Source organism: Thermosynechococcus sp. FA-CM-4201 (genome assembly GCF_054689355.1).
In genome coordinates, this window is sequence record NZ_CP079920.1 from 605,073 (window position 1) to 623,483 (window position 18,411).

Annotated in this window: 19 protein-coding genes and 1 riboswitch; of the genes, 10 read left to right on the top strand and 9 right to left on the bottom strand. The window is 53.3% G+C overall.

All coding sequences use genetic code 11. The annotated features are described in order from the left end of the window. Positions 1–11 precede the first annotated feature (11 nt). On the bottom strand, positions 12–1,490 hold the full coding sequence (locus KV190_RS02970; protein WP_460194527.1) for a phosphoglucomutase/phosphomannomutase family protein: 1,479 nt from the start codon (positions 1,488–1,490) through the stop codon (positions 12–14). 192 nt (positions 1,491–1,682) lie between these two features. Between KV190_RS02970 and sodB the strand changes: the two genes are divergently transcribed. From sodB to cofG, 6 genes are all read left to right on the top strand, one after another. Continuing rightward, positions 1,683–2,285 carry a superoxide dismutase [Fe] gene (sodB, locus tag KV190_RS02975; protein WP_460194528.1) on the top strand — a complete coding sequence of 201 codons (603 nt, stop codon included), beginning with the start codon at positions 1,683–1,685 and terminating at the stop codon, positions 2,283–2,285. A 201-nt stretch (positions 2,286–2,486) separates the two neighbouring features. Beyond that, positions 2,487–3,479: a CHAD domain-containing protein gene (locus tag KV190_RS02980; protein WP_460194529.1), complete on the top strand. Its 993-nt coding sequence runs from the start codon at positions 2,487–2,489 to the stop codon at positions 3,477–3,479. A gap of 119 nt (positions 3,480–3,598) precedes the next feature. Further along, positions 3,599–3,844 (top strand): ferredoxin-thioredoxin reductase variable chain, encoded by a 246-nt coding sequence (locus KV190_RS02985; protein WP_149819803.1) that lies wholly within the window; start codon positions 3,599–3,601, stop codon positions 3,842–3,844. 11 nt (positions 3,845–3,855) lie between these two features. Continuing rightward, positions 3,856–4,095 carry a hypothetical protein gene (locus KV190_RS02990; protein ID WP_460194530.1) on the top strand — a complete coding sequence of 80 codons (240 nt, stop codon included), beginning with the start codon at positions 3,856–3,858 and terminating at the stop codon, positions 4,093–4,095. Positions 4,096–4,271: 176 nt separating this feature from the next. Next, complete coding sequence (locus tag KV190_RS02995; RefSeq protein ID WP_460194531.1) at positions 4,272–4,847, top strand: hypothetical protein; 576 nt, start codon at positions 4,272–4,274, stop codon at positions 4,845–4,847. Positions 4,848–4,852: 5 nt separating this feature from the next. After that, positions 4,853–5,800 (top strand): 7,8-didemethyl-8-hydroxy-5-deazariboflavin synthase subunit CofG, encoded by a 948-nt coding sequence (gene cofG, locus KV190_RS03000; protein ID WP_460194532.1) that lies wholly within the window; start codon positions 4,853–4,855, stop codon positions 5,798–5,800. Here cofG and rsmI read toward each other — a convergent pair. From rsmI to KV190_RS03015, 3 genes are read right to left on the bottom strand one after another with little or no spacing between them, the layout of a single operon-like run. Continuing rightward, positions 5,781–6,626 (bottom strand): 16S rRNA (cytidine(1402)-2'-O)-methyltransferase, encoded by an 846-nt coding sequence (gene rsmI / locus KV190_RS03005; protein WP_460194533.1) that lies wholly within the window; start codon positions 6,624–6,626, stop codon positions 5,781–5,783. The genes cofG and rsmI overlap by 20 nt on opposite strands. Continuing rightward, positions 6,626–7,228, bottom strand: a complete 603-nt coding sequence (gene cbiT / locus KV190_RS03010) for a precorrin-6Y C5,15-methyltransferase subunit CbiT (protein WP_460194534.1) — start codon at positions 7,226–7,228, stop codon at positions 6,626–6,628. Before cbiT ends, rsmI begins: the two co-directional genes overlap by 1 nt. Before the next feature lie 18 nt (positions 7,229–7,246). Beyond that, positions 7,247–7,726, bottom strand: a complete 480-nt coding sequence (locus KV190_RS03015; protein WP_460194535.1) for an RNA recognition motif domain-containing protein — start codon at positions 7,724–7,726, stop codon at positions 7,247–7,249. A gap of 341 nt (positions 7,727–8,067) precedes the next feature. Here KV190_RS03015 and bchI point away from each other — a divergent pair, with 341 nt between their 5' ends. Then, positions 8,068–9,135: a magnesium chelatase ATPase subunit I gene (gene bchI, locus KV190_RS03020; RefSeq protein ID WP_460194536.1), complete on the top strand. Its 1,068-nt coding sequence runs from the start codon at positions 8,068–8,070 to the stop codon at positions 9,133–9,135. A 41-nt stretch (positions 9,136–9,176) separates the two neighbouring features. Here bchI and ylqF read toward each other — a convergent pair whose 3' ends face one another. Next, the gene (ylqF, locus tag KV190_RS03025; RefSeq protein ID WP_460194537.1) at positions 9,177–10,016 is read right to left on the bottom strand and encodes a ribosome biogenesis GTPase YlqF; all 840 of its coding nucleotides are present in this window, start codon (positions 10,014–10,016) and stop codon (positions 9,177–9,179) included. 412 nt (positions 10,017–10,428) lie between these two features. On the opposite strand from ylqF, the gene KV190_RS03030 reads away from it, so the two are divergent. From KV190_RS03030 to KV190_RS03040, 3 genes are read left to right on the top strand one after another with little or no spacing between them, the layout of a single operon-like run. Continuing rightward, the gene (locus tag KV190_RS03030) at positions 10,429–11,856 is read left to right on the top strand and encodes a form I ribulose bisphosphate carboxylase large subunit (RefSeq protein ID WP_460194538.1); all 1,428 of its coding nucleotides are present in this window, start codon (positions 10,429–10,431) and stop codon (positions 11,854–11,856) included. A gap of 53 nt (positions 11,857–11,909) precedes the next feature. Beyond that, the gene (gene rcbX / locus KV190_RS03035; protein ID WP_181495056.1) at positions 11,910–12,290 is read left to right on the top strand and encodes a RuBisCO chaperone RbcX; all 381 of its coding nucleotides are present in this window, start codon (positions 11,910–11,912) and stop codon (positions 12,288–12,290) included. Between the two features lie 30 nt (positions 12,291–12,320). Next, complete coding sequence (locus KV190_RS03040; protein WP_250683123.1) at positions 12,321–12,677, top strand: ribulose bisphosphate carboxylase small subunit; 357 nt, start codon at positions 12,321–12,323, stop codon at positions 12,675–12,677. 149 nt (positions 12,678–12,826) lie between these two features. On the opposite strand, the gene KV190_RS03045 is transcribed toward KV190_RS03040, so the two are convergent. From KV190_RS03045 to KV190_RS03060, 4 genes are all read right to left on the bottom strand, one after another. Further along, entirely contained in the window at positions 12,827–15,556 is a 2,730-nt protein-coding gene (locus KV190_RS03045; protein WP_460194539.1) for a valine--tRNA ligase, read from the bottom strand. A 25-nt stretch (positions 15,557–15,581) separates the two neighbouring features. Then, positions 15,582–16,319, bottom strand: coding sequence for a 3-oxoacyl-[acyl-carrier-protein] reductase (fabG, locus tag KV190_RS03050; protein WP_460194540.1), 738 nt, complete (start codon positions 16,317–16,319; stop codon positions 15,582–15,584). A 128-nt stretch (positions 16,320–16,447) separates the two neighbouring features. Continuing rightward, positions 16,448–17,305: an Rpn family recombination-promoting nuclease/putative transposase gene (locus KV190_RS03055; RefSeq protein ID WP_460194541.1), complete on the bottom strand. Its 858-nt coding sequence runs from the start codon at positions 17,303–17,305 to the stop codon at positions 16,448–16,450. A gap of 3 nt (positions 17,306–17,308) precedes the next feature. Next, positions 17,309–18,178, bottom strand: coding sequence for an Rpn family recombination-promoting nuclease/putative transposase (locus KV190_RS03060; protein ID WP_460194542.1), 870 nt, complete (start codon positions 18,176–18,178; stop codon positions 17,309–17,311). 103 nt (positions 18,179–18,281) lie between these two features. Continuing rightward, positions 18,282–18,397, top strand: a riboswitch (guanidine-I (ykkC/yxkD leader). The last annotated feature ends 14 nt before the right edge of the window (positions 18,398–18,411 follow it).

The following is an 18,411-nucleotide window of genomic DNA, read 5'->3' on the forward strand; positions in this document are numbered from 1 at the left end:
TTTTTTAACGATTAGCCAGCCACTGCAACTGCCCATTGATTTGCCCATTCTAAAATGCGCTGCACCTGTTCAGGCGTTTTCCCTTGGCAGTAGAGGCGCAGCAGGGGTTCGGTGCCACTAAAGCGAATCAGTAACCAACTGCCATCGGCTAGATGAAACTTGTAGCCGTCAGTGCTCTCCCAGTGGCTCACAGGGCTATCCAAAATCTGGGTGAAGGGATGCGCTGCTAGGATGGCTTCTAGTTTTTGTCGCTGCGCTAAGGACGCGAGGGTGAGATCAACGCGATCGTAGGCACTGTAAAAGTTCGTGGTTCTCTGCAACTGCTGATAGTATTCCCCTATGCTCAAGCCGGATGTCACTAGGGCTTGTAGTAGGTACAGTGCTGAGAGTAAGGCATCGCGCTCAGGAAGATGGTGGCCATAGCCGATTCCCCCTGATTCTTCACCGCCTAAGAGAACAGCTTCCCCTGCCAGCATGCGATCGCCAATGTACTTAAAGCCAATGGGGGTTTCAATCACCGCTAAACCATGGTGGGCGGCCACTCGCGCTACCAGATCAGAACTGCTAATGGATTTGATCACGGCCCCTCGGTAGCTACTGTGTTGTGCCAGATGATCAATCAAGATGGGAATAATTTCTTGAGCGGTGTACAGCACCCCCTCGCCATCAATGACCGCCAAGCGATCGGCATCGCCATCAAAGACTAGACACACCGTCGGGGTAGCACTGTGTTGTTGCCGTAGTTGCTCTTGAGTTGCGGCTAAATAACGGCCAATGGGTTCAGGAGCACCCCCCCCAAAGAGGGGATCGCGATCGCGCCGAAACTCCGATATGGGAATCTCTAATAATCGCTCTAACCCACCGGCGGCGACCCCATGCATGACATCGGCACAGACTTGCAGTTTACCGCTGGCGATCGCCTCACGAATCGGTCTTGGATCAACATGAGTGCGCAAGGCCGCACAATAGCTGGGCCACGGATCAAAAGCTTGATAGTCTCTTTTGGCCTCACCCACGGGTGGCGGGTCTCCCTGAGCTAACTGCGCTTCAATGGCTTGGGTGACTGTTGTGGGTACGGAGCCGCCAAAGGCGCCCTTCACCTTCAGCCCCGCATAGAGACCGGGATTGTGACTTGCCGTCATTACCAAGCCGCCAATGGCTCCCTCTGCTTTGACAGCCCAACTAAAGGCGGGGGTCGGCGCCGCACAATTGGAAAGCCACACCTCATAGCCTTGGCTCGCCAGTAATTGGGCAACGGCTGCGGCAAACTGTTCCGCTAAAAAGCGGCGATCGTAGCCCACTATGATCCGAGGCGTTGTGCCCTTGCCATAGGTCTGATAAAGCACTGCCGCCGCTGCCTTGGCTGCCCGCAGCAGACGGTTGAAGGTAAACTCAGCGCCAATGATGCCGCGCCAGCCATCGGTACCAAAGCGAATCGGGGCATCTTCAGGAATCAAAACCTGATCTAGGCGAAGGACAGAACCAACCATAGAACCCAAGACCCAAGAACCCCTCTGAACATATCATGCTGCGAGACAGCTCTTTTCTGAAGCGGAAAGGAGGATGATATAATTATTGCGAATTGTTAATTAGGCGATGGGCACTGCTGCTAGGTGCCTTTTGGCGATGACTGATCTCTAGTAGCCTAAACCTGCATCACCTTTAGAGAGGTATCGAACACTATGGCATTTGTACAAGAACCCCTTCCCTTTGATCCGGGTGCCCTTGAACCCTATGGGATGTCTGCGAAAACCTTTGAATTTCACTATGGCAAGCATCATAAAGCCTACGTGGACAACCTCAATAAACTGACTCAAGATACGGAACTCGCTGACAAATCCCTTGAAGATGTCATTCGCATGACCTATGGCGATGCTGCCAAGGTGGGCATCTTCAACAACGCAGCTCAAGTGTGGAATCACACCTTCTTTTGGAATAGCCTCAAGCCCGGTGGCGGTGGCGCTCCTACGGGTGATGTGGCCGCCCGGATCAACAGTGCCTTTGGTAGCTACGACGAGTTCAAGTCCCAGTTCAAAAATGCGGCGGCGACCCAATTTGGTAGCGGTTGGGCATGGCTGGTGCTCGAGGCTGGTACGCTGAAAGTGACCAAAACTCCCAATGCCGAAAACCCCTTGGTTCATGGTCAAGTGCCCCTCCTGACCCTTGACGTGTGGGAGCATGCCTATTACCTCGACTACCAAAACCGCCGTCCAGACTTTATTGATAACTTCCTCAACCAACTGGTGAACTGGGACTTTGTTGCTAAGAACTTGGCGGCTGCCTAAGATTTTCAATTTTATTTCGTAAAAATCTATTTTAGTCATCCCCGTTCTGGTTGAGCGGGGCTTTTTGTTGCCGAGCCGTGATTCAGCCATAGGACAAGTATAGAGTGTGGTTAAGTTAAAATTAAGATAAAAGTAAGCTTGGTTAATAAACGTTAATTTGATAGTGGTATTCCTTTGGGCGTTGAGCAGGGAGGGGGTCTTATGGAAACCCTAGGGCATATCGCGTACGCCGCTTTTGAGAAGTATTACCGCAAAATTAGCAAACATGAGCCGGGCGTGATTCGCGATCGCGATGTTGAGGCAATTCACCAGATGCGGGTAGGTTTGCGCCGCCTGCGAACGGCTCTGGAGGTGTTTTGTAATACCGTACGTTTGCCCAAGGGAGTCTCCATTCAGCGGGTACGGGCGATCGCGGGCAGCCTCAGTCCCGTACGGGATTTGGATGTGATGATGCTGGCGCTCAAGGAGCAGTATTACCCCCATTTACCTCGGCCTGAGCAACAACAACTGGCAAAGCTCATCAAAAAACTCGAAAAGCAACGGACAGAACTGCTACAAAAAGCCCTTCAATTGCTGCGCAGCGATCGCTATCGCAAATTGCAACAGGGGTTAGAAGAATGGCTAGCTGCCCCTCAATATCGTGAGATTGCTAACTTACCGACGGAACTGATTGCCCCAGATATTTTGTTGCCCTTGGTGTGTCAACTGTTGCTGCATCCGGGGTGGCAAGTGGCCATTGAATGGCAGGGCGATCGCCCCCTCTTCCTTGCAGTGAGTAACCCGCCCCAGTGGCTGCAAACAGCAGGTGAAGATCTCCACGATTTACGCAAGCAAACCAAGCGGGTACGCTACCAAATGGAACTCTTTAGCAGTGTCTATGGAGACGCCTTCAGCGAACAGGTGGCTGCTTTTGCTCAGTTACAAGAACTCCTAGGCACACTTCACGATGGCGTTGTCCTCTATGACTTTTTCCGTACCCAACTTGGACTCAATCTTCGCCAAGCCTCTCCTTGCCTTGCAGAAATGATTGCCCTTGAGCAAACACGCCAGTGGCAAACTTGGCGCTGCGTCCAGCAGGAATACCTCAGCCCCGAAAAACGCCATCAAGTGCGCTCTTTACTCCTGATGCCACCAATGACAATGAGCACCAATGGCAATTCCCTCGGTCATCCAATGATCTCCTCTGCCAACTGACAGAGGTCGGGCGGCAATGGTAACAATTGATTTTCAATTGTCTTAGGGCGATCGCCCTTGCCGATCCGTATGCGACGATAAAAATAAAACCCCTGCCAGTCGAGGAGAGCAAGAAACGAATGAGCGTTATGGAGCAACAAGCTTTAAGTGTCGGTCTGCGGGTGCGCGTTAAGACCCCCACCATTGTCTATCACCATCCTGATCACCGTAACGAACCCTTTGACATTCAGGGCATGGAAGGGGAGATTTTCGCCATTCTCAGCGACTGGCAAGGCCGTCCCATTAGTCCCAACTATCCGATTCAGGTGCGGTTTAGTCCCAAGTTCATTGCCCATTTGCACCCCGACGAGCTGGAAGTGATTTAGGTACGCTCTATATGCCTCCCCGTTGGCCCCGTAAACCCGATCGTCGTGATCCGAGCTATCGCCGTTTGGACGATCGCATGAATTTTGCGGTTCATGTTGCCCTTTTTGCTGCTTTTAACTCCGGTGGCTGGTTTTGGCATCAGGTGCAACCCACGGCGGTGCCCTTTATGCCGACGGTAACGCTGGTGTGGTTAACGTTATTGGTAGGCCATGCCCTCTACGTGTTCGCGATCGCCCGTTATGCTGACTAAAAACCCTACCTGCCATAGCTGTAACAACTGAGCGTGATCATCTGCTGAATGATCGAGATCACTGATAAAACGCTCTTAACGCACAGGCTCCCCCTTAGCTGAGGAACAAGATAGGGACTAGGAAAACCCACTTTCCTATCGATTTCCACAGCTTTACCCCTATTGGAGCCATAACCATGCTGCGTCAAAGTCTATCCCTAATTTTGTTGACTGGAGCGATGTTAACCCCCTTGGCGATGGGTGTACGTCCCCTTCAAGCTCAATCCACGATCAACCCCAGATATTTCGAGGCAATTCCTCGCCCGCCGATCCTTCGCGATTTACAGCCCCAGCTTTCTTGCCCTGACCCAGCAGCGCAGGCAGTGAATTTTAGCTTGCTAAATCGCACAAGTCCGTTTCAAGGACAGGTACGGATTACAGGGGTAGTGCGCAACCGGGGCACATCCACCTATCAATCAGCCGCCAATCAACAAATTGTTTATTTGTATGAACAAATCCCCGGTGGCAGGTCGCGACTAGTTGGCCAGCAGTCATTCCAAAACCTGGCCGTGGGTCAAGAGGTCACCGTGAGCTTTGAGCGTCCTTGGAACATTTCATCCCCAGCGGAAGGAGAGTTCCCGCCTAGCTATGTGCTGGAGATTGGCTATGATCCTGATATTCGGATCGATGGCAACCCCAATAATGATGACTGTCGCTTAGGAAATAACCGCCTTGAGCGCAGTGGTGCTGAGATAAGAGCACTTTTTCGTTAGTCTCCATGAGCGATCGCACCATCACCTATAGTCCAGCTTTTACCCTTGTGCCGACGTACGAGTGTTTTAATCGCTGTACCTACTGCAACTTCCGTCAGGATATTGGCACGAGGGGTTGGTTGAGTTTAGAGGCGGCGGCTCAACAGTTGGCAGGGCTTGATCCGCAACAGGTGCGAGAAATTCTGATTCTCAGCGGTGAAGTTGCCCCCACCAGTCCCCAGCGTTCCCAATGGTTAGAGCGTCTCTACAATCTAGCCGCCTTAGCGTTAGATCAGGGATTTCTGCCCCACACCAATGCGGGTCCCCTCAGTCGAGCGGAAATGGCTGCTCTCAAGGCGGTGAATGTCTCGATGGGACTGATGCTAGAGCAATTAACACCAAAGTTGTTGCAAAGCGTCCATCGCCATGCCCCTAGCAAGGATCCGCAACTGCGTTTACACCAACTGGAACAGGCCGGGGAACTGGGCATTCCCTTCACCACGGGATTGCTCTTGGGGATTGGTGAAGAGCCGCAGGATTGGGCAGAAACGCTCATGGCCATTGCTGAGTGTCATCGGCGGTGGGGACATATTCAGGAAGTGATTTTGCAGCCCCACAGTCCCGGCCAGCAGCAGGAAGCAGCGTTGCCCCCCTTTGATCTGAGGCAATTACCGAACGTGGTACGGTGGGCGCGATCGCTCTTGCCCAAGGACATCACGATTCAAATTCCTGCAAATCTCGTTACAGATCCAGCGGTCTTTCGGGCGTGCCTAGAAGCGGGCGCTCGCGATTTGGGGGGCATCGTTCCCTTAGATCATGTCAATCCAGACTATCCCCATACCGATGTGGCAGCCCTCAGGGAACAATTACAGGCTTGGGGATGGGAATTAGTGCCACGACTCCCCGTCTATCCGCAGTTTGTGGATGGGTTGCCGCCGCCCTTGAGGGAGAAGGTTAGGGGGATGCCTGTTTGAGCTGGAGTCCCAGTTGATAGATGTCGCGCCGCGAAAGCCCCGTAAGATCGGCCAGTTGACGGCTGGCTTGGGTGAGGGAAAGGCCTTGGCTGAGCAGTGTCGCTAATTCGTCAGCGAGATGATTGGGATTTACGGACACAGAGTGTTCAGGAGCGCCACCTAAAACTAGGGTGTATTCGCCCCGCGGGGGATGCTCCTGTAGATAAGTGCAGGCAGTGCCGAGGGTTCCCCGCCAAAATTCTTCGTGGCGCTTCGTCAGTTCGCGGGCAAGGACGAGGGGGCGATCACTCCCCAAGCTCTGACATAACTCTGTTACCGTTTGCAGCAAGCGATGGGGGGCTTCGTAGAGAAGAATTGTGCGCGTTTCCTGTTGCAGTGCTGCTAGTCGCTGCTGGCGATCGCGCCCCTTAGTCGGCAAAAACCCTTCAAAACAAAAGCGATTCATGGGTAATCCTGCGGCCATCAAGGCTGTTAAGGCAGCATTCGCGCCGGGAATCGGTGTCACTGGAATAGCTGCGGCAATACAGGCCGTGATCAATTCATAGCCGGGGTCAGACACCCCCGGTAAGCCCGCATCGCTAACCAAGGCAATCTGTTGACCTGCCTCTAGGCGCTGAAGCAGTTGGGGCACACGCTGCTGGGTATTGTGCTCATGGAGACTGATTTGCGGTGTGCTAATGCCAAAGTGCTGTAACAGGCGGCCGGTGTGGCGGGTATCCTCGGCAGCAATCAGATCCACCGCCTTAAGAATGCGCAGGGCGCGAGCGCTCATGTCCTCAAGATTGCCAATGGGGGTACCTACGACCCACAATTGCCCGATGCCCATCAGGAAATTTTTTCACCACTGAGAATAAAGATGGGTTCCACTGCTGCAAAAATTTGGTGGCCGCCCCGCGTTTCCAGACGATTGATCACTGATTGCACCACCTCTAGGCTGCGGGCTTGGACGGTCGCGAAACCTTCAGAGAGGGCATAGAGATTTTCTAAACTGCTGGCGATCGCCACCAAGCGGCCACCGGGGGCAAGGTACTCCCATGCTTGCAGCAAAACTTCCTTAATTGGGCGCCCTCCTTCGAGACAAATCCGCTGCGGTGTGCGACGTAACTGAGGAAAGCAATCTGGAGCCGAACCGGCAACAATCTGCACATTCTTGACGCCAAAGCGATCGCAATTGCGCTGGATCAGATCAACGACTTCTTCATCCCGTTCAATCGCAATCACCTGTCCCCGCTTCGCCAAGCGTGCTGCCTCAACGGCGATCGTCCCTGTGCCGGCGCCGACATCCCAAAGGCAAGAGTCTGGCTCAAGCCGCAGATAGGAGAGCATCAATAACCGCGTTTCCCGTTGGGTGAGGGGAATACCTGGTAAGCGCTCAAAAAGACCATCGGGGATACCCGGAGTAACAAATGGCCAGGGATCCGCCGTCATAGAAACTGCCTAAAACCCTTAAGCGTTGCTGCTTTGGGCGAGGAGCCGTTCCTTAAGCTGTGCTAAGGCATCTGCCCAGCGGGGATCCGGTTGAGCCGCTTCTGTATCCATAGAGCTATACTCAGCCGGCGCCGAATTGGCTTGGGTACGCCGCCCATTATTTTTATTATTTTTGCGATTGCTGCTGCGGTTGCTGGGAGTGGGTTTTTCTGCCGCTGCATCTTCTTTTTCCTTCGCTTCAGACTTGGGCTTGTCGTTGGCCTTTTCAATCTTGAGGGGATTGTCCTTAAAGGTGTAGCCGTTGAGTTTCTCAATCACCTGATCCGCCACTTCTTCGGATTCAACGGTGACAAAGCCAAACCCGCGGCACTTACCAGTTTTGCGATCGGTAATCAGTTTGGTGGTGCCTACTTCGCCCACTTCTTGGTTGAATAGGGCTTCTAGCTCTTCGCGGCTCAGTTCACGCGGCAGATTGCCCACATATAAACGCACGGACATAAAGAAACCTCCCTTAGGCAGCTTAAAAACAACATGATTCAAAAATGGACACTCGGGCGTGAGAAACCGCTCGTAACCAAGGCCTAGGGCCAAGAATGGCACGCAAAGACCCTGCTTTTATTAGTGGTGTGAAATGACTGGATTGGTTCACAGCGATTGTTGCTAATTGAGAACCTTGATGGATGGAGCAGAGCAAAGGCAGTGAGAGCACTTAGCTCTTGAGTTGTCCCTATTTAGGGTACCACGCTTTCTCCACCTAGGGCTAGGATTTTGCGGAAAAATTTTGCTGTGGCAGCGCAAACGCAATGTGGCACAATGATCAATGCTGTTTTTGCGATGTGATGCCTGTGACTGCGACTGCTGTCCCTCGTCGGCCTGTTTTTCCCTTTGCGGCAATTGTCGGTCAAGACGAAATGAAACTGTCATTGTTGCTCAATGTCATTGACCCCAAAATTGGTGGGGTGATGATCATGGGCGATCGCGGTACGGGCAAATCAACCACAATTCGCGCTCTAGCGGATCTGCTGCCAGAAATCGAGGTGGTGGCTGATGATCCTTTTAATAGTCACCCCAGCGATCCCGATCTGATGAGCGATGCGGTCAAGGTCGCTGTGGCAGCGGGTGAACCAATTCACACCATCAAGAAAAAAGTGCCCATGGTCGATCTGCCCTTGGGGGCAACCGAGGATCGGGTCTGCGGCACGATTGACATTGAAAAAGCCCTTGCTGAGGGGGTGAAAGCCTTTGAGCCGGGACTCTTGGCCAAGGCGAATCGCGGCATTCTCTATGTGGACGAGGTGAACCTGCTGGATGATCACTTGGTGGATGTCCTGCTCGATGCCGCTGCCTCCGGTTGGAATACCGTTGAGCGCGAGGGCATTTCAATTCGTCACCCCGCACGCTTTGTCTTGGTCGGCTCTGGTAACCCCGAAGAAGGGGAATTGCGACCGCAACTGCTGGATCGCTTTGGCATGCACGCTGAGATTCGCACCGTCAAGGATCCAACCCTGCGGGTGGAAATTGTGGAGCAGCGATCGCAATTTGATCAAAACCCCGAAGCCTTTTTGGCCAAATACCAAGCCCAACAGGAAGCGCTGCAAGCCAAGCTAGTTGCCGCCCAAGCCCTATTGCCCAGCGTGACCATTGATCACGAGCTGCGGGTGAAAATTTCCCAAGTGTGCGCCGAGCTAGATGTGGATGGTCTGCGGGGAGACATTGTCACCAACCGCGCTGCGAAGGCCTTGGCCGCCTTTGAGGGACGCACCGATGTCACCGTTGACGATATTGCGCGGGTGATTGTCCTCTGTCTGCGCCACCGACTGCGCAAGGATCCCCTTGAGTCCATTGACTCCGGCTACAAGGTGGGCAAAGTCTTCCAAGAGGTCTTTGGCGTGGAGATTGCTACCTAAACCTTCCCTTGATTACATTTTATATTGACTTTATTTAGATATTATTGTAGAGGGGGATGCTCAAGGGCGATCGCCCCCAAGTACCCTCGGCGATAGTCCTGCAACAGTTGTCGTGCCGCCCGTTCCAAGTCGCCGTGGTAGCGGTTAGTAGCGAGATCATGAAGATAGGTTTCACCCGTGTCAGTGACGGCTAAACCATAGCGATCGCTGAGGCGATCGGCGTGTCCCAACTGATGCAGTAGCTCAACAAGAATCGGCGCCACCCGACAAGGATCGTAGGCAGCTTGGCCAATGTCATCACAAATGGCCAGTTTTACTGCCGCCTCTTGATTCTTGAAATTCATCGGTAAGACACCGGGGGCATCCAAAAGTTCCAAGGTGGGAGACAAGCGCACCCAACGCAGTTGCCGCGTCACCCCCGGCCGAGCGGCACTCTCGACCACCCGTTGCTGCAAAAGGCGATTAATCAGGGCTGACTTACCCACATTGGGAAACCCTAGCACCACAGCCCGCACAGCTCTGACTTGCATGCCCCGCTGTTGACGGCGTTGATTCATGGCAGCCCCTGCCCGCACCGCTGCTTGTTGGAGTCGGCGAATCCCTTCACCCCGCTGCGCATTGGTGAAAAAGACGGTTTCCCCTTGGGTCTCAAACCATGTCAGCCACTGCTGGCGATCGCGATCGCTAATTCTGTCCATGCCATTGAGCACTAAGAGGCGGTGCTTGCCACTGGCCCACTGCCGAATTTGGGGATGGCAACTGGCAAGGGGAATCCGTGCATCCCGCACTTCAAAGATCACATCCACCTGTTTCAGTTGTTCCTTAAGGGCGCGTTCTGCCTTAGCAATGTGGCCAGGGTACCATTGAATGATCGGACTCATAGAAATTCCACTCCCTTTTTTTCAAAAACAATAGAGCGATCGCCCCCCATGAGTGCCATTAAATTGATTCCAGATAATCCTCAATCATTTTTGAATAGAGAGGAGACTATCGTTGTGCGCCTCTGATTAGAAACCTATAAACAACTCTAAAGATTGATAACCCAAACCTATAGAATAATTAAGAATCTCCAAAGCAAAAGTTATTGCATTGGGTATCAACTAAGCTGATGCTAAGCATAAGACCTACGACGATATCACAGGCTTGCGGATGGTTGCATCATCTCGCTGAGTTTTGCATTGCTCAATTTTGCCCCATTTTCGGGGAATCGTAGCGTTCACACTACCCATTGCAAAGGTTGCCCGTAGAGATTGCTCTATTCGGCACAGTAACTGTTAAAGAGGAAAAACGTCTATGGCCTATACGCAATCCAAATCCCAGAAAGCTGGGTATCAGGCAGGGGTAAAAGACTACCGCCTGACCTATTACACCCCTGATTACACCCCCAAAGACACTGATATTCTAGCGGCCTTTCGTGTGACCCCGCAGCCGGGCGTGCCCTTTGAAGAAGCTGCCGCCGCCGTTGCCGCAGAATCCTCGACAGGTACATGGACCACCGTGTGGACTGACCTGCTGACCGACTTGGATCGCTACAAAGGTCGCTGCTACGACATCGAACCCCTGCCGGGTGAAGATAATCAGTTCATCGCCTACATTGCCTACCCGTTGGATCTCTTTGAAGAAGGCTCTGTCACCAACATGCTGACCTCCATTGTGGGGAACGTGTTTGGTTTCAAAGCCCTTAAAGCGCTGCGCCTTGAAGACCTGCGGATTCCTGTGGCTTACCTGAAAACCTTCCAAGGGCCACCCCACGGGATTCAAGTGGAACGCGACAAATTGAACAAATACGGTCGTCCCCTCTTGGGCTGCACCATTAAGCCGAAACTGGGTCTGTCGGCGAAAAACTATGGTCGTGCCGTTTACGAATGCTTGCGCGGTGGTCTGGACTTCACCAAGGATGACGAAAACATCAACTCCCAGCCTTTCCAACGCTGGCGCGATCGCTTCCTGTTTGTTGCTGATGCCATTCACAAAGCCCAAGCAGAAACCGGTGAAATTAAAGGCCACTACCTCAACGTAACGGCGGGTAACTGCGAGGAAATGCTGAAACGGGCAGAGTTCGCCAAAGAACTGGAAATGCCCATCATCATGCACGACTTCCTCACCGCTGGCTTCACCGCCAACACCACCCTCTCGAAATGGTGCCGTGACAATGGCATGCTGCTGCACATTCACCGCGCCATGCACGCTGTGATCGACCGCCAGAAAAACCACGGGATGCACTTCCGCGTATTGGCCAAGTGCTTGCGGATGTCCGGTGGTGACCACATCCACACTGGTACCGTTGTCGGTAAGCTGGAAGGGGATAAAGCCGTCACCCTAGGCTTTGTCGATCTGCTGCGGGAAAACTACATTGAGCAGGATCGCTCCCGTGGTATTTACTTCACCCAAGACTGGGCTTCGATGCCGGGTGTGATGGCCGTGGCCTCTGGTGGGATTCACGTCTGGCACATGCCTGCCCTTGTGGAAATCTTTGGTGATGATGCGGTGCTGCAATTTGGTGGTGGCACACTGGGTCACCCTTGGGGGAATGCACCGGGGGCAACTGCCAACCGGGTCGCCCTTGAAGCCTGTATCCAAGCTCGGAACGAAGGTCGTGACCTCATGCGCGAAGGCGGTGACATCATCCGCGAAGCGGCTCGCTGGAGTCCCGAACTGGCTGCTGCCTGCGAACTCTGGAAAGAAATCAAGTTCGAGTTTGAAGCGCAAGACACGATCTAGGTGGTGCAGTTGGGGTTCAATCGGAGCTACGGCAACGATTTCCCCGTAGGTCTATGGATGTCAAGCACATTGCCAAGCAAACCACCAAAACCCTGATGAGTTATCTCACCTATCAGGCGGTGCGAACCGTGATTGGGCAACTGGCCGAAACCGATCCACCGCGATCGCTCTGGCTACACCAGTTCACGAGTCAAGAAAGTGTCCAAGATGGTGAACGCTACTTGGAAGCCCTCTTTCGCGAACAGCCCGATCTCGGTTTTCGCATTCTCACGGTACGCGAACATCTCGCGGAAATGGTGGCCGACTACCTACCAGAAATGCTACGTGCCGGCATCCAGCAGGCCAATTTGCAACAACGCTGTCAACAACTGGAGCGGATGACCCAAGTGTCGGAAGCCAATGTTGAGAGCAGCAACCCAGAAACCCCTGAATAATCTATTGACTGTGAACCAATTGAGGAACCTATGAAAACACTGCCCAAAGAGCGTCGTTACGAAACCTTCTCCTACCTGCCTCCCCTCAGTGACGCCCAAATTGCCCGCCAAATCCAGTACGCCATTGATCAGGGCTACCACCCCTGTGTGGAGTTCAACGAAAGCTCCGATGCTGAGATTCGTTACTGGACGATGTGGAAGCTGCCCCTGTTTAACTGCACCAATGCCCAAGAGGTGCTCAACGAAGTGCAGCAGTGCCGCTCGGAGTATCCCAACTGCTTCATCCGTGTTGTCGCCTTTGACAATATCAAGCAGTGCCAAGTGATGAGCTTTATTGTCTATAAGCCCAATCAGGCCAACAGTGGCTACAGCGGCTATCGCTACTAAGGCTGAGATGTTCTCAGTTCATTGCAATTAAATTGCAGTTCAGGGGGGAAGCGACCCCCCTATTTTTTATGGCACGTTAACGAGGCGAGCGATCGCGCAAATAGGCCTCAACTGCTTGCTGTGCCGTTTTCTACTGATCAGGGTTGGGTTTAGGCATCGGCACTTAGCGACTGGAGTCGGCGCTGAATAATCGTGAGTTGCTGTTGGGCAGCGGTCAATTGCGCCTGAGCCGTAGCCACCACCTCGGGTTGGGCTTTGTGGACAAAATTGGGGTTGTTGAGGCGAGCCGTTAAAGATTGAATGTCTTTGGTCAGGCGATCGCCCTCCTTCTGGAGTTTTGTGACCAAGGCCTCCACATCCACGACCCCCGCTAGGGGAATGAGCACCTCGCTCTGGCCAACCACACCACTAAACACCTGCTGCGGAATTTGCAGTCCGGTACCGATAGTTAGCGCCTCGAGACGCGCCAAGTGTTGAATATCCGCCGCCCCAGCTTCAAAGATCGCGGCTTCCTCGGCACTGGCCTCAATCAGGGCGGTAATATACAATCCCGGCTTAATCCCCGCCTCTGCCCGCAAATTGCGAATGGTGCGGATGGTTTCAATCAACAGGCTAAATTGGGCTTCAAGGTCAGGGTCAATGGCGCGGCGATTCACTTTCGGGTAGGGTTGTACCGCTAAAACTTCATTGTCTCCCACCTGATGCAGCGTGTGCCAAATCTCCTCTGTGATGTGGGGCATGAAAGGATGGAGTAGCTTCAGGATACCATCGAGAACCGTGGCGAGTACCTGTTGCGCCGTGCGCTTGGCTTTGGTGTTTTCCCCTTGCAAACGGGGTTTCACCAGTTCAATGTACCAGTCGCAAAAATCGCCCCAGATGAATTCGTAGAGTCCCTTGGCCGCCTCCCCAAGGCCATAGCTTTCAATGCGTTCGCGGGTGGTTTGAATGGCCGTGTGGTAGCGACTGAGAATCCAGCGATCGCTGGCCGCTAAGTCCCGCCGCTGCGGTGTCCCCAACTGGCTGGGGGTTTGTCCCTCCAAATTCAGCAGCACAAAGCGAGAGGCATTCCAGAGCTTGTTGGCAAAGTTGCGTGCCGCCTCGACAGTTGCCGATTCATCGGTTTTGCGGTTGTAGGCCAAGCGAATATCCTGACCAGCACCCACCACTTCCTTAACCAAGCTATAGCGCAGCGCATCGGTGCCGTATTTTTCAATTAAGATCAGCGGGTCAATGCCATTGTTGGCGGACTTGGACATTTTTTTGTTGTTTTCATCCCGCACCAAGCCGTGGATATAGACATCGCGGAAGGGGATTTTACCTGTGAAGTACTGCCCCATCATGGTCATCCGCGCCACCCAGAAAAAGATAATGTCAAACCCAGTCACAAGCGTGGTGTTGGGGTAATAGCAGCGATAGTCTGGCGTATCATCGGGCCAGCCCAATGTCGAAAAGGGCCATAGACCAGAGGAAAACCACGTATCCAGCACATCTTGATCCTGCTGGAGCTGTACCTCCTTGCCGAATTGGGCGATCGCCTTGGCACGGGCAGCGGTCTCATCCATGGCCACCACAAAGGGGGTATCATCGCGCACTTCGCCTTCGGTTTCACTGACCACATACCACGCGGGAATTTGATGCCCCCACCACAGTTGCCGTGAAATACACCAATCCCGCAAATTCACGAGCCAATCGCGATAGACCTTTGCCCAGCGATCGGGGATAAAGCGGGGGGAGTGTTTTTTATCCAGTGCCTTGAGGGTGGCATCCGCGAGGGGACGAATTTTCACAAACCATTGAGTTGAGAGGAGCGGTTCAATGGGCACTTTGCCGCGATCGCTATAGGGAACGGTGTGTTTATAGTCCTCCACCCGCACCAAAAAGCCCTCTGCCTCTAGGCGAGCCACCACCTGTTTACGCGCCACAAAGCGATCCAGACCCGCAAACTCACCAGCATTCTCATTGAGGGTGCCATCCTTATTCATCAGGTTAATCATCGGTAGGTGATGGCGTTGCCCCATGACAAAATCATTGGGATCGTGGGCTGGGGTGACTTTCACACAGCCGGTGCCAAAGGTGGGATCCACTAAGGGATCGCCAATAATGGGAATTTCCCGATTCATCAGGGGAAGGCGCAGCGTTTTGCCAATCAAATGGCGATAGCGATCGTCCTCAGGGTGAACTGCCACCGCTGTATCTCCCAGCATCGTTTCTGGACGGGTCGTCGCCACCTCCAAATATCCTGAGCCATCCGTCAGAGGATAGCGAAAATGCCAGAGATGCCCCTGTACTTCACGGTTTTCCACCTCTAAATCCGAGACCGCTGATTGACTGGCGGGGCACCAGTTCACCAAATACTTACCGCGATAGATCAGGCCTGCTTCATACAGGCGATTAAAAGCGGTCAGCACCGCCCGCGACAACCCCTCGTCCATTGTGAAGCGTTCGCGCGACCAATCCACCGACAGTCCCAAGCGACGAATTTGGCCGACAATCGTATTGCCCGATGACTCCTTCCACGCCCAAGCCCGCTGGAGATAGGCGTCTCGTCCCAAGGCAAAGCGGTTGGTGCCCTCCGCCTGCAACTGTTGATCCAAAATCGTGCTAACGGCAATACTGGCATGGTCTGTCCCCGGCAGCCAGAGGACGTTACGACCAATCATGCGGTGATAGCGAATCAGCACATCAATCAGGGCGTGCTCAAAGGCGTGCCCCATGTGCAAACTGCCAGTGACATTCGGAGGCGGAATGACAATGCAATAGGGCTTGCCGGGGTGGTTGGGATCAGCGTGAAAGACACCACTGCTTTCCCAAAGCTGTTGCCATTTGGCCTCGGTTTGCTTGGGATCGTATTGACTGGGGAGGGTAATCGTGTCGGTCATGGGTTGCTGCACTACTCCAAGGCGCCTAGGCCATCACCATACCACCATCCACATTGAAGACTTGCCCCGTAATGTAGGCGGCTGCTGGATCCAAGGCCAAAAAGCGCACCATCCCTGCCACTTCTGTGGGGTCGCCATACCGCCCTAGGGGAATGAATTTCAGAATGTCCTCTGCCTTGAGTCCAGCGGTCATCTCAGTGGCAATAAAGCCGGGGGCAACGGCATTCACGGTAATACCCCGACTGGCGAGTTCTTTGGCCACGGTTTTGCTAAACCCAATCACGCCTGCTTTGGCAGCACTGTAGTTGGCTTGGCCAGGGTTGCCCATTTGCCCGGCCACCGAGGCAATGTTGATAATTCGTCCCCGTTTTTGCTTGAGCATCAGTTTACTCACCGCCCGGGTACACAGGAAAACCCCAGTGAGGTTCAGGTTAATCACCGCCTGCCAGTCCTCGAGGCTCATACGCAACAGCAGCGTGTCACGGGTAATACCCGCATTGTTGACCAGCACATCGACACGGCCATAGGTTTCCACGGTTTTGGCCACAAGGGTGTCGACCTGCTCAGGGACAGACACATCGGCAGCGATCGCGATCGCTGTTCCCCCTTGCTGTTCAATCATTTGCACCACTTCAAGGGCAGCCTCAGCAGAACGGGCGTAGTTGACAACCACAGTGGCTCCTTCTTTCGCTAGTTCTAGGGCGATCGCCCGACCAATTCCCCGTGAGGCACCAGTGACAATGGCAACGGCTGCTTCGCTCAAATCAGTTCTCTCCTAAGGGTAAAAATGCTGCACGTATGAATAATCCATCACAAATTTTAACAGCCGAGGTTACCCCTCTTGGGGCTAGGGCATGTCATCCCAATAGATCAACAATCGAGGCAGTATTCTTAGGTGGAGCGATTTAGCCATGCAGACACTTCCCCTAGGTCAGTGAAGTCTAGGAGTGCTTCTGCCAACGCTTCGATTTGATCGGGACAGAGGTGACGAATCCGTTCTTCAAGGTCACTGGGCACCCTGCCAAATCGCCGCCTTAGGAGGCGCAAAATAACAAGTGCTTCTCCTTGTTGTAGTCCTTCCTGCCGCCCTTCTTCTCTCCCCTCAGAGTAAACTTCTTGATAAAATCGCGTCCGCTTTAGTTCGTCAGTGGTGAACCCCAACATGCGCAGCACCTCCTCGCGACTCAGCGTGGTGAACTTGTAGAGCACAATGGTTGTGATCAACTCCATTATGACTTCTGGCCTTGGAACTGCCTCTATGCGAGTGCGCTCTGCCAGCATCCGTGCTGCTGTCGGCATGTCTGCTTCGGGTAGCACTGTGAGCTGCATTAGGGCTAGGCTCAATGGCAAGGCCTCAGGTGAACTAAGTTCATTCAGATACACCCGACGCAGGCGATCGCTATTCACTAACAATTGATACGGCTCAAAAGACTCTTGTTCTGCTTGGCGATCGGGATAAATGACTATGGCTTGCCAATCAGAGAAGGTTTGGCGGTACAGACGCAAGTAGAGAAAGATTTCAGCAAAGACACGTTCGTAGAGTGTGTTATCCTGTTGAAACTGAACTTCACAGAAATAGACGGTTCCTGAGGGGTCAGGGGGCACGAAGACGCCATCAATGCGAAAGGCAGTTTGCTTCAACTCGACTGAGTCAAAACGATACCCCTGAGGTGTGTCTATGCCCAAGAGGTCAAACAGCGTTTGGGGTAACTGGGCAAACAATTGGTAAAAGAGGGAGTCACGGTGCATGGGCTAGGTGGAGCGATTTAGCCATGCAGACACTTCCCCTAGGTCAGTGAAGTCTAGAAGTGCTTCTGCCAACGCTTCGATTTGAGTGGGAGAGAGCTGACGAATCCACTCTTCAAGGTCACTGGGGACACTGCCAAACCGCCGCCTTAACTGCCGTAGGACAACGGCTGCTTCGCCTTGCTGTAGTCCTTGTTGTAATCCCTGCTGCAATCCTTCTTCTCGCCCCTCGGCATAAACTTCCTCATAAAACCGTGTCCGCTTTAGTTCCTCAGTGGTAAACCCCAGCATGCGCAGCACCTCCTCGCGACTTAGCTTGGTGAACTTGTAGAGCACAATGGTTGTGATCAACTCCATTATGACTTCTGGCCTTGGAACTGCCTCTATGCGAGTGCGCTCTGCCAGCATCCGCGCTGCTGTCGGCATTTCTGCTTCGGGTAGCACTGTGAGCTGCATTAGGGCTAGGCTCAATGGCAAGGCCTCAAGTGAACCGAGTTCATTCAAATAGACCCGACGCAGGCGATCGCTATTCACTAACAATTGATACGGCTCAAAAGACTCTTGTTCAGTTTGGCGATCAGGATAAATGACCACGGCTTGCCAATCCGCAAAAGTATGGCGATACAGACGCAAGTAGAGAAAGATTTCAGCAAAGAAGCGTTCATAGAAGGTCGTATCCCGTTGAAACTGAACTTCACAGAAATAGACGGTTCCTGAGGGATCAGGGGGCACGAAGACGCCATCAATGCGAAAGGCGGTTTGTTTGAGTTCCACGGAGTCAAAGCGGTAACCCTGAGGTGTGTCTATGCCCAATAGGTCAAACAGCGTTTGGGGTAACTGGGCAAACAATTGGTAAAAGAGGGAGTCGCGGTGCATGGGCTAGGTGGAGCGATCGCTCCGAAGTCAACTTTTTGGCGAACGGTAGTGATCAATACAGTTTATCCCCCTGCCCCCCACTAGCATAGGATGCAATACTCGTAAGAGTCGCCTCTAGGGTTCCGGGTTTGTACCCTAATGGGCAAACTGTACACTGGTCCGAGAGAGGCAGCCAGACGATATTTTCTGGTGACACGGCGGGATAAAAGCCCGGGAGACCATTAACTTTGTCG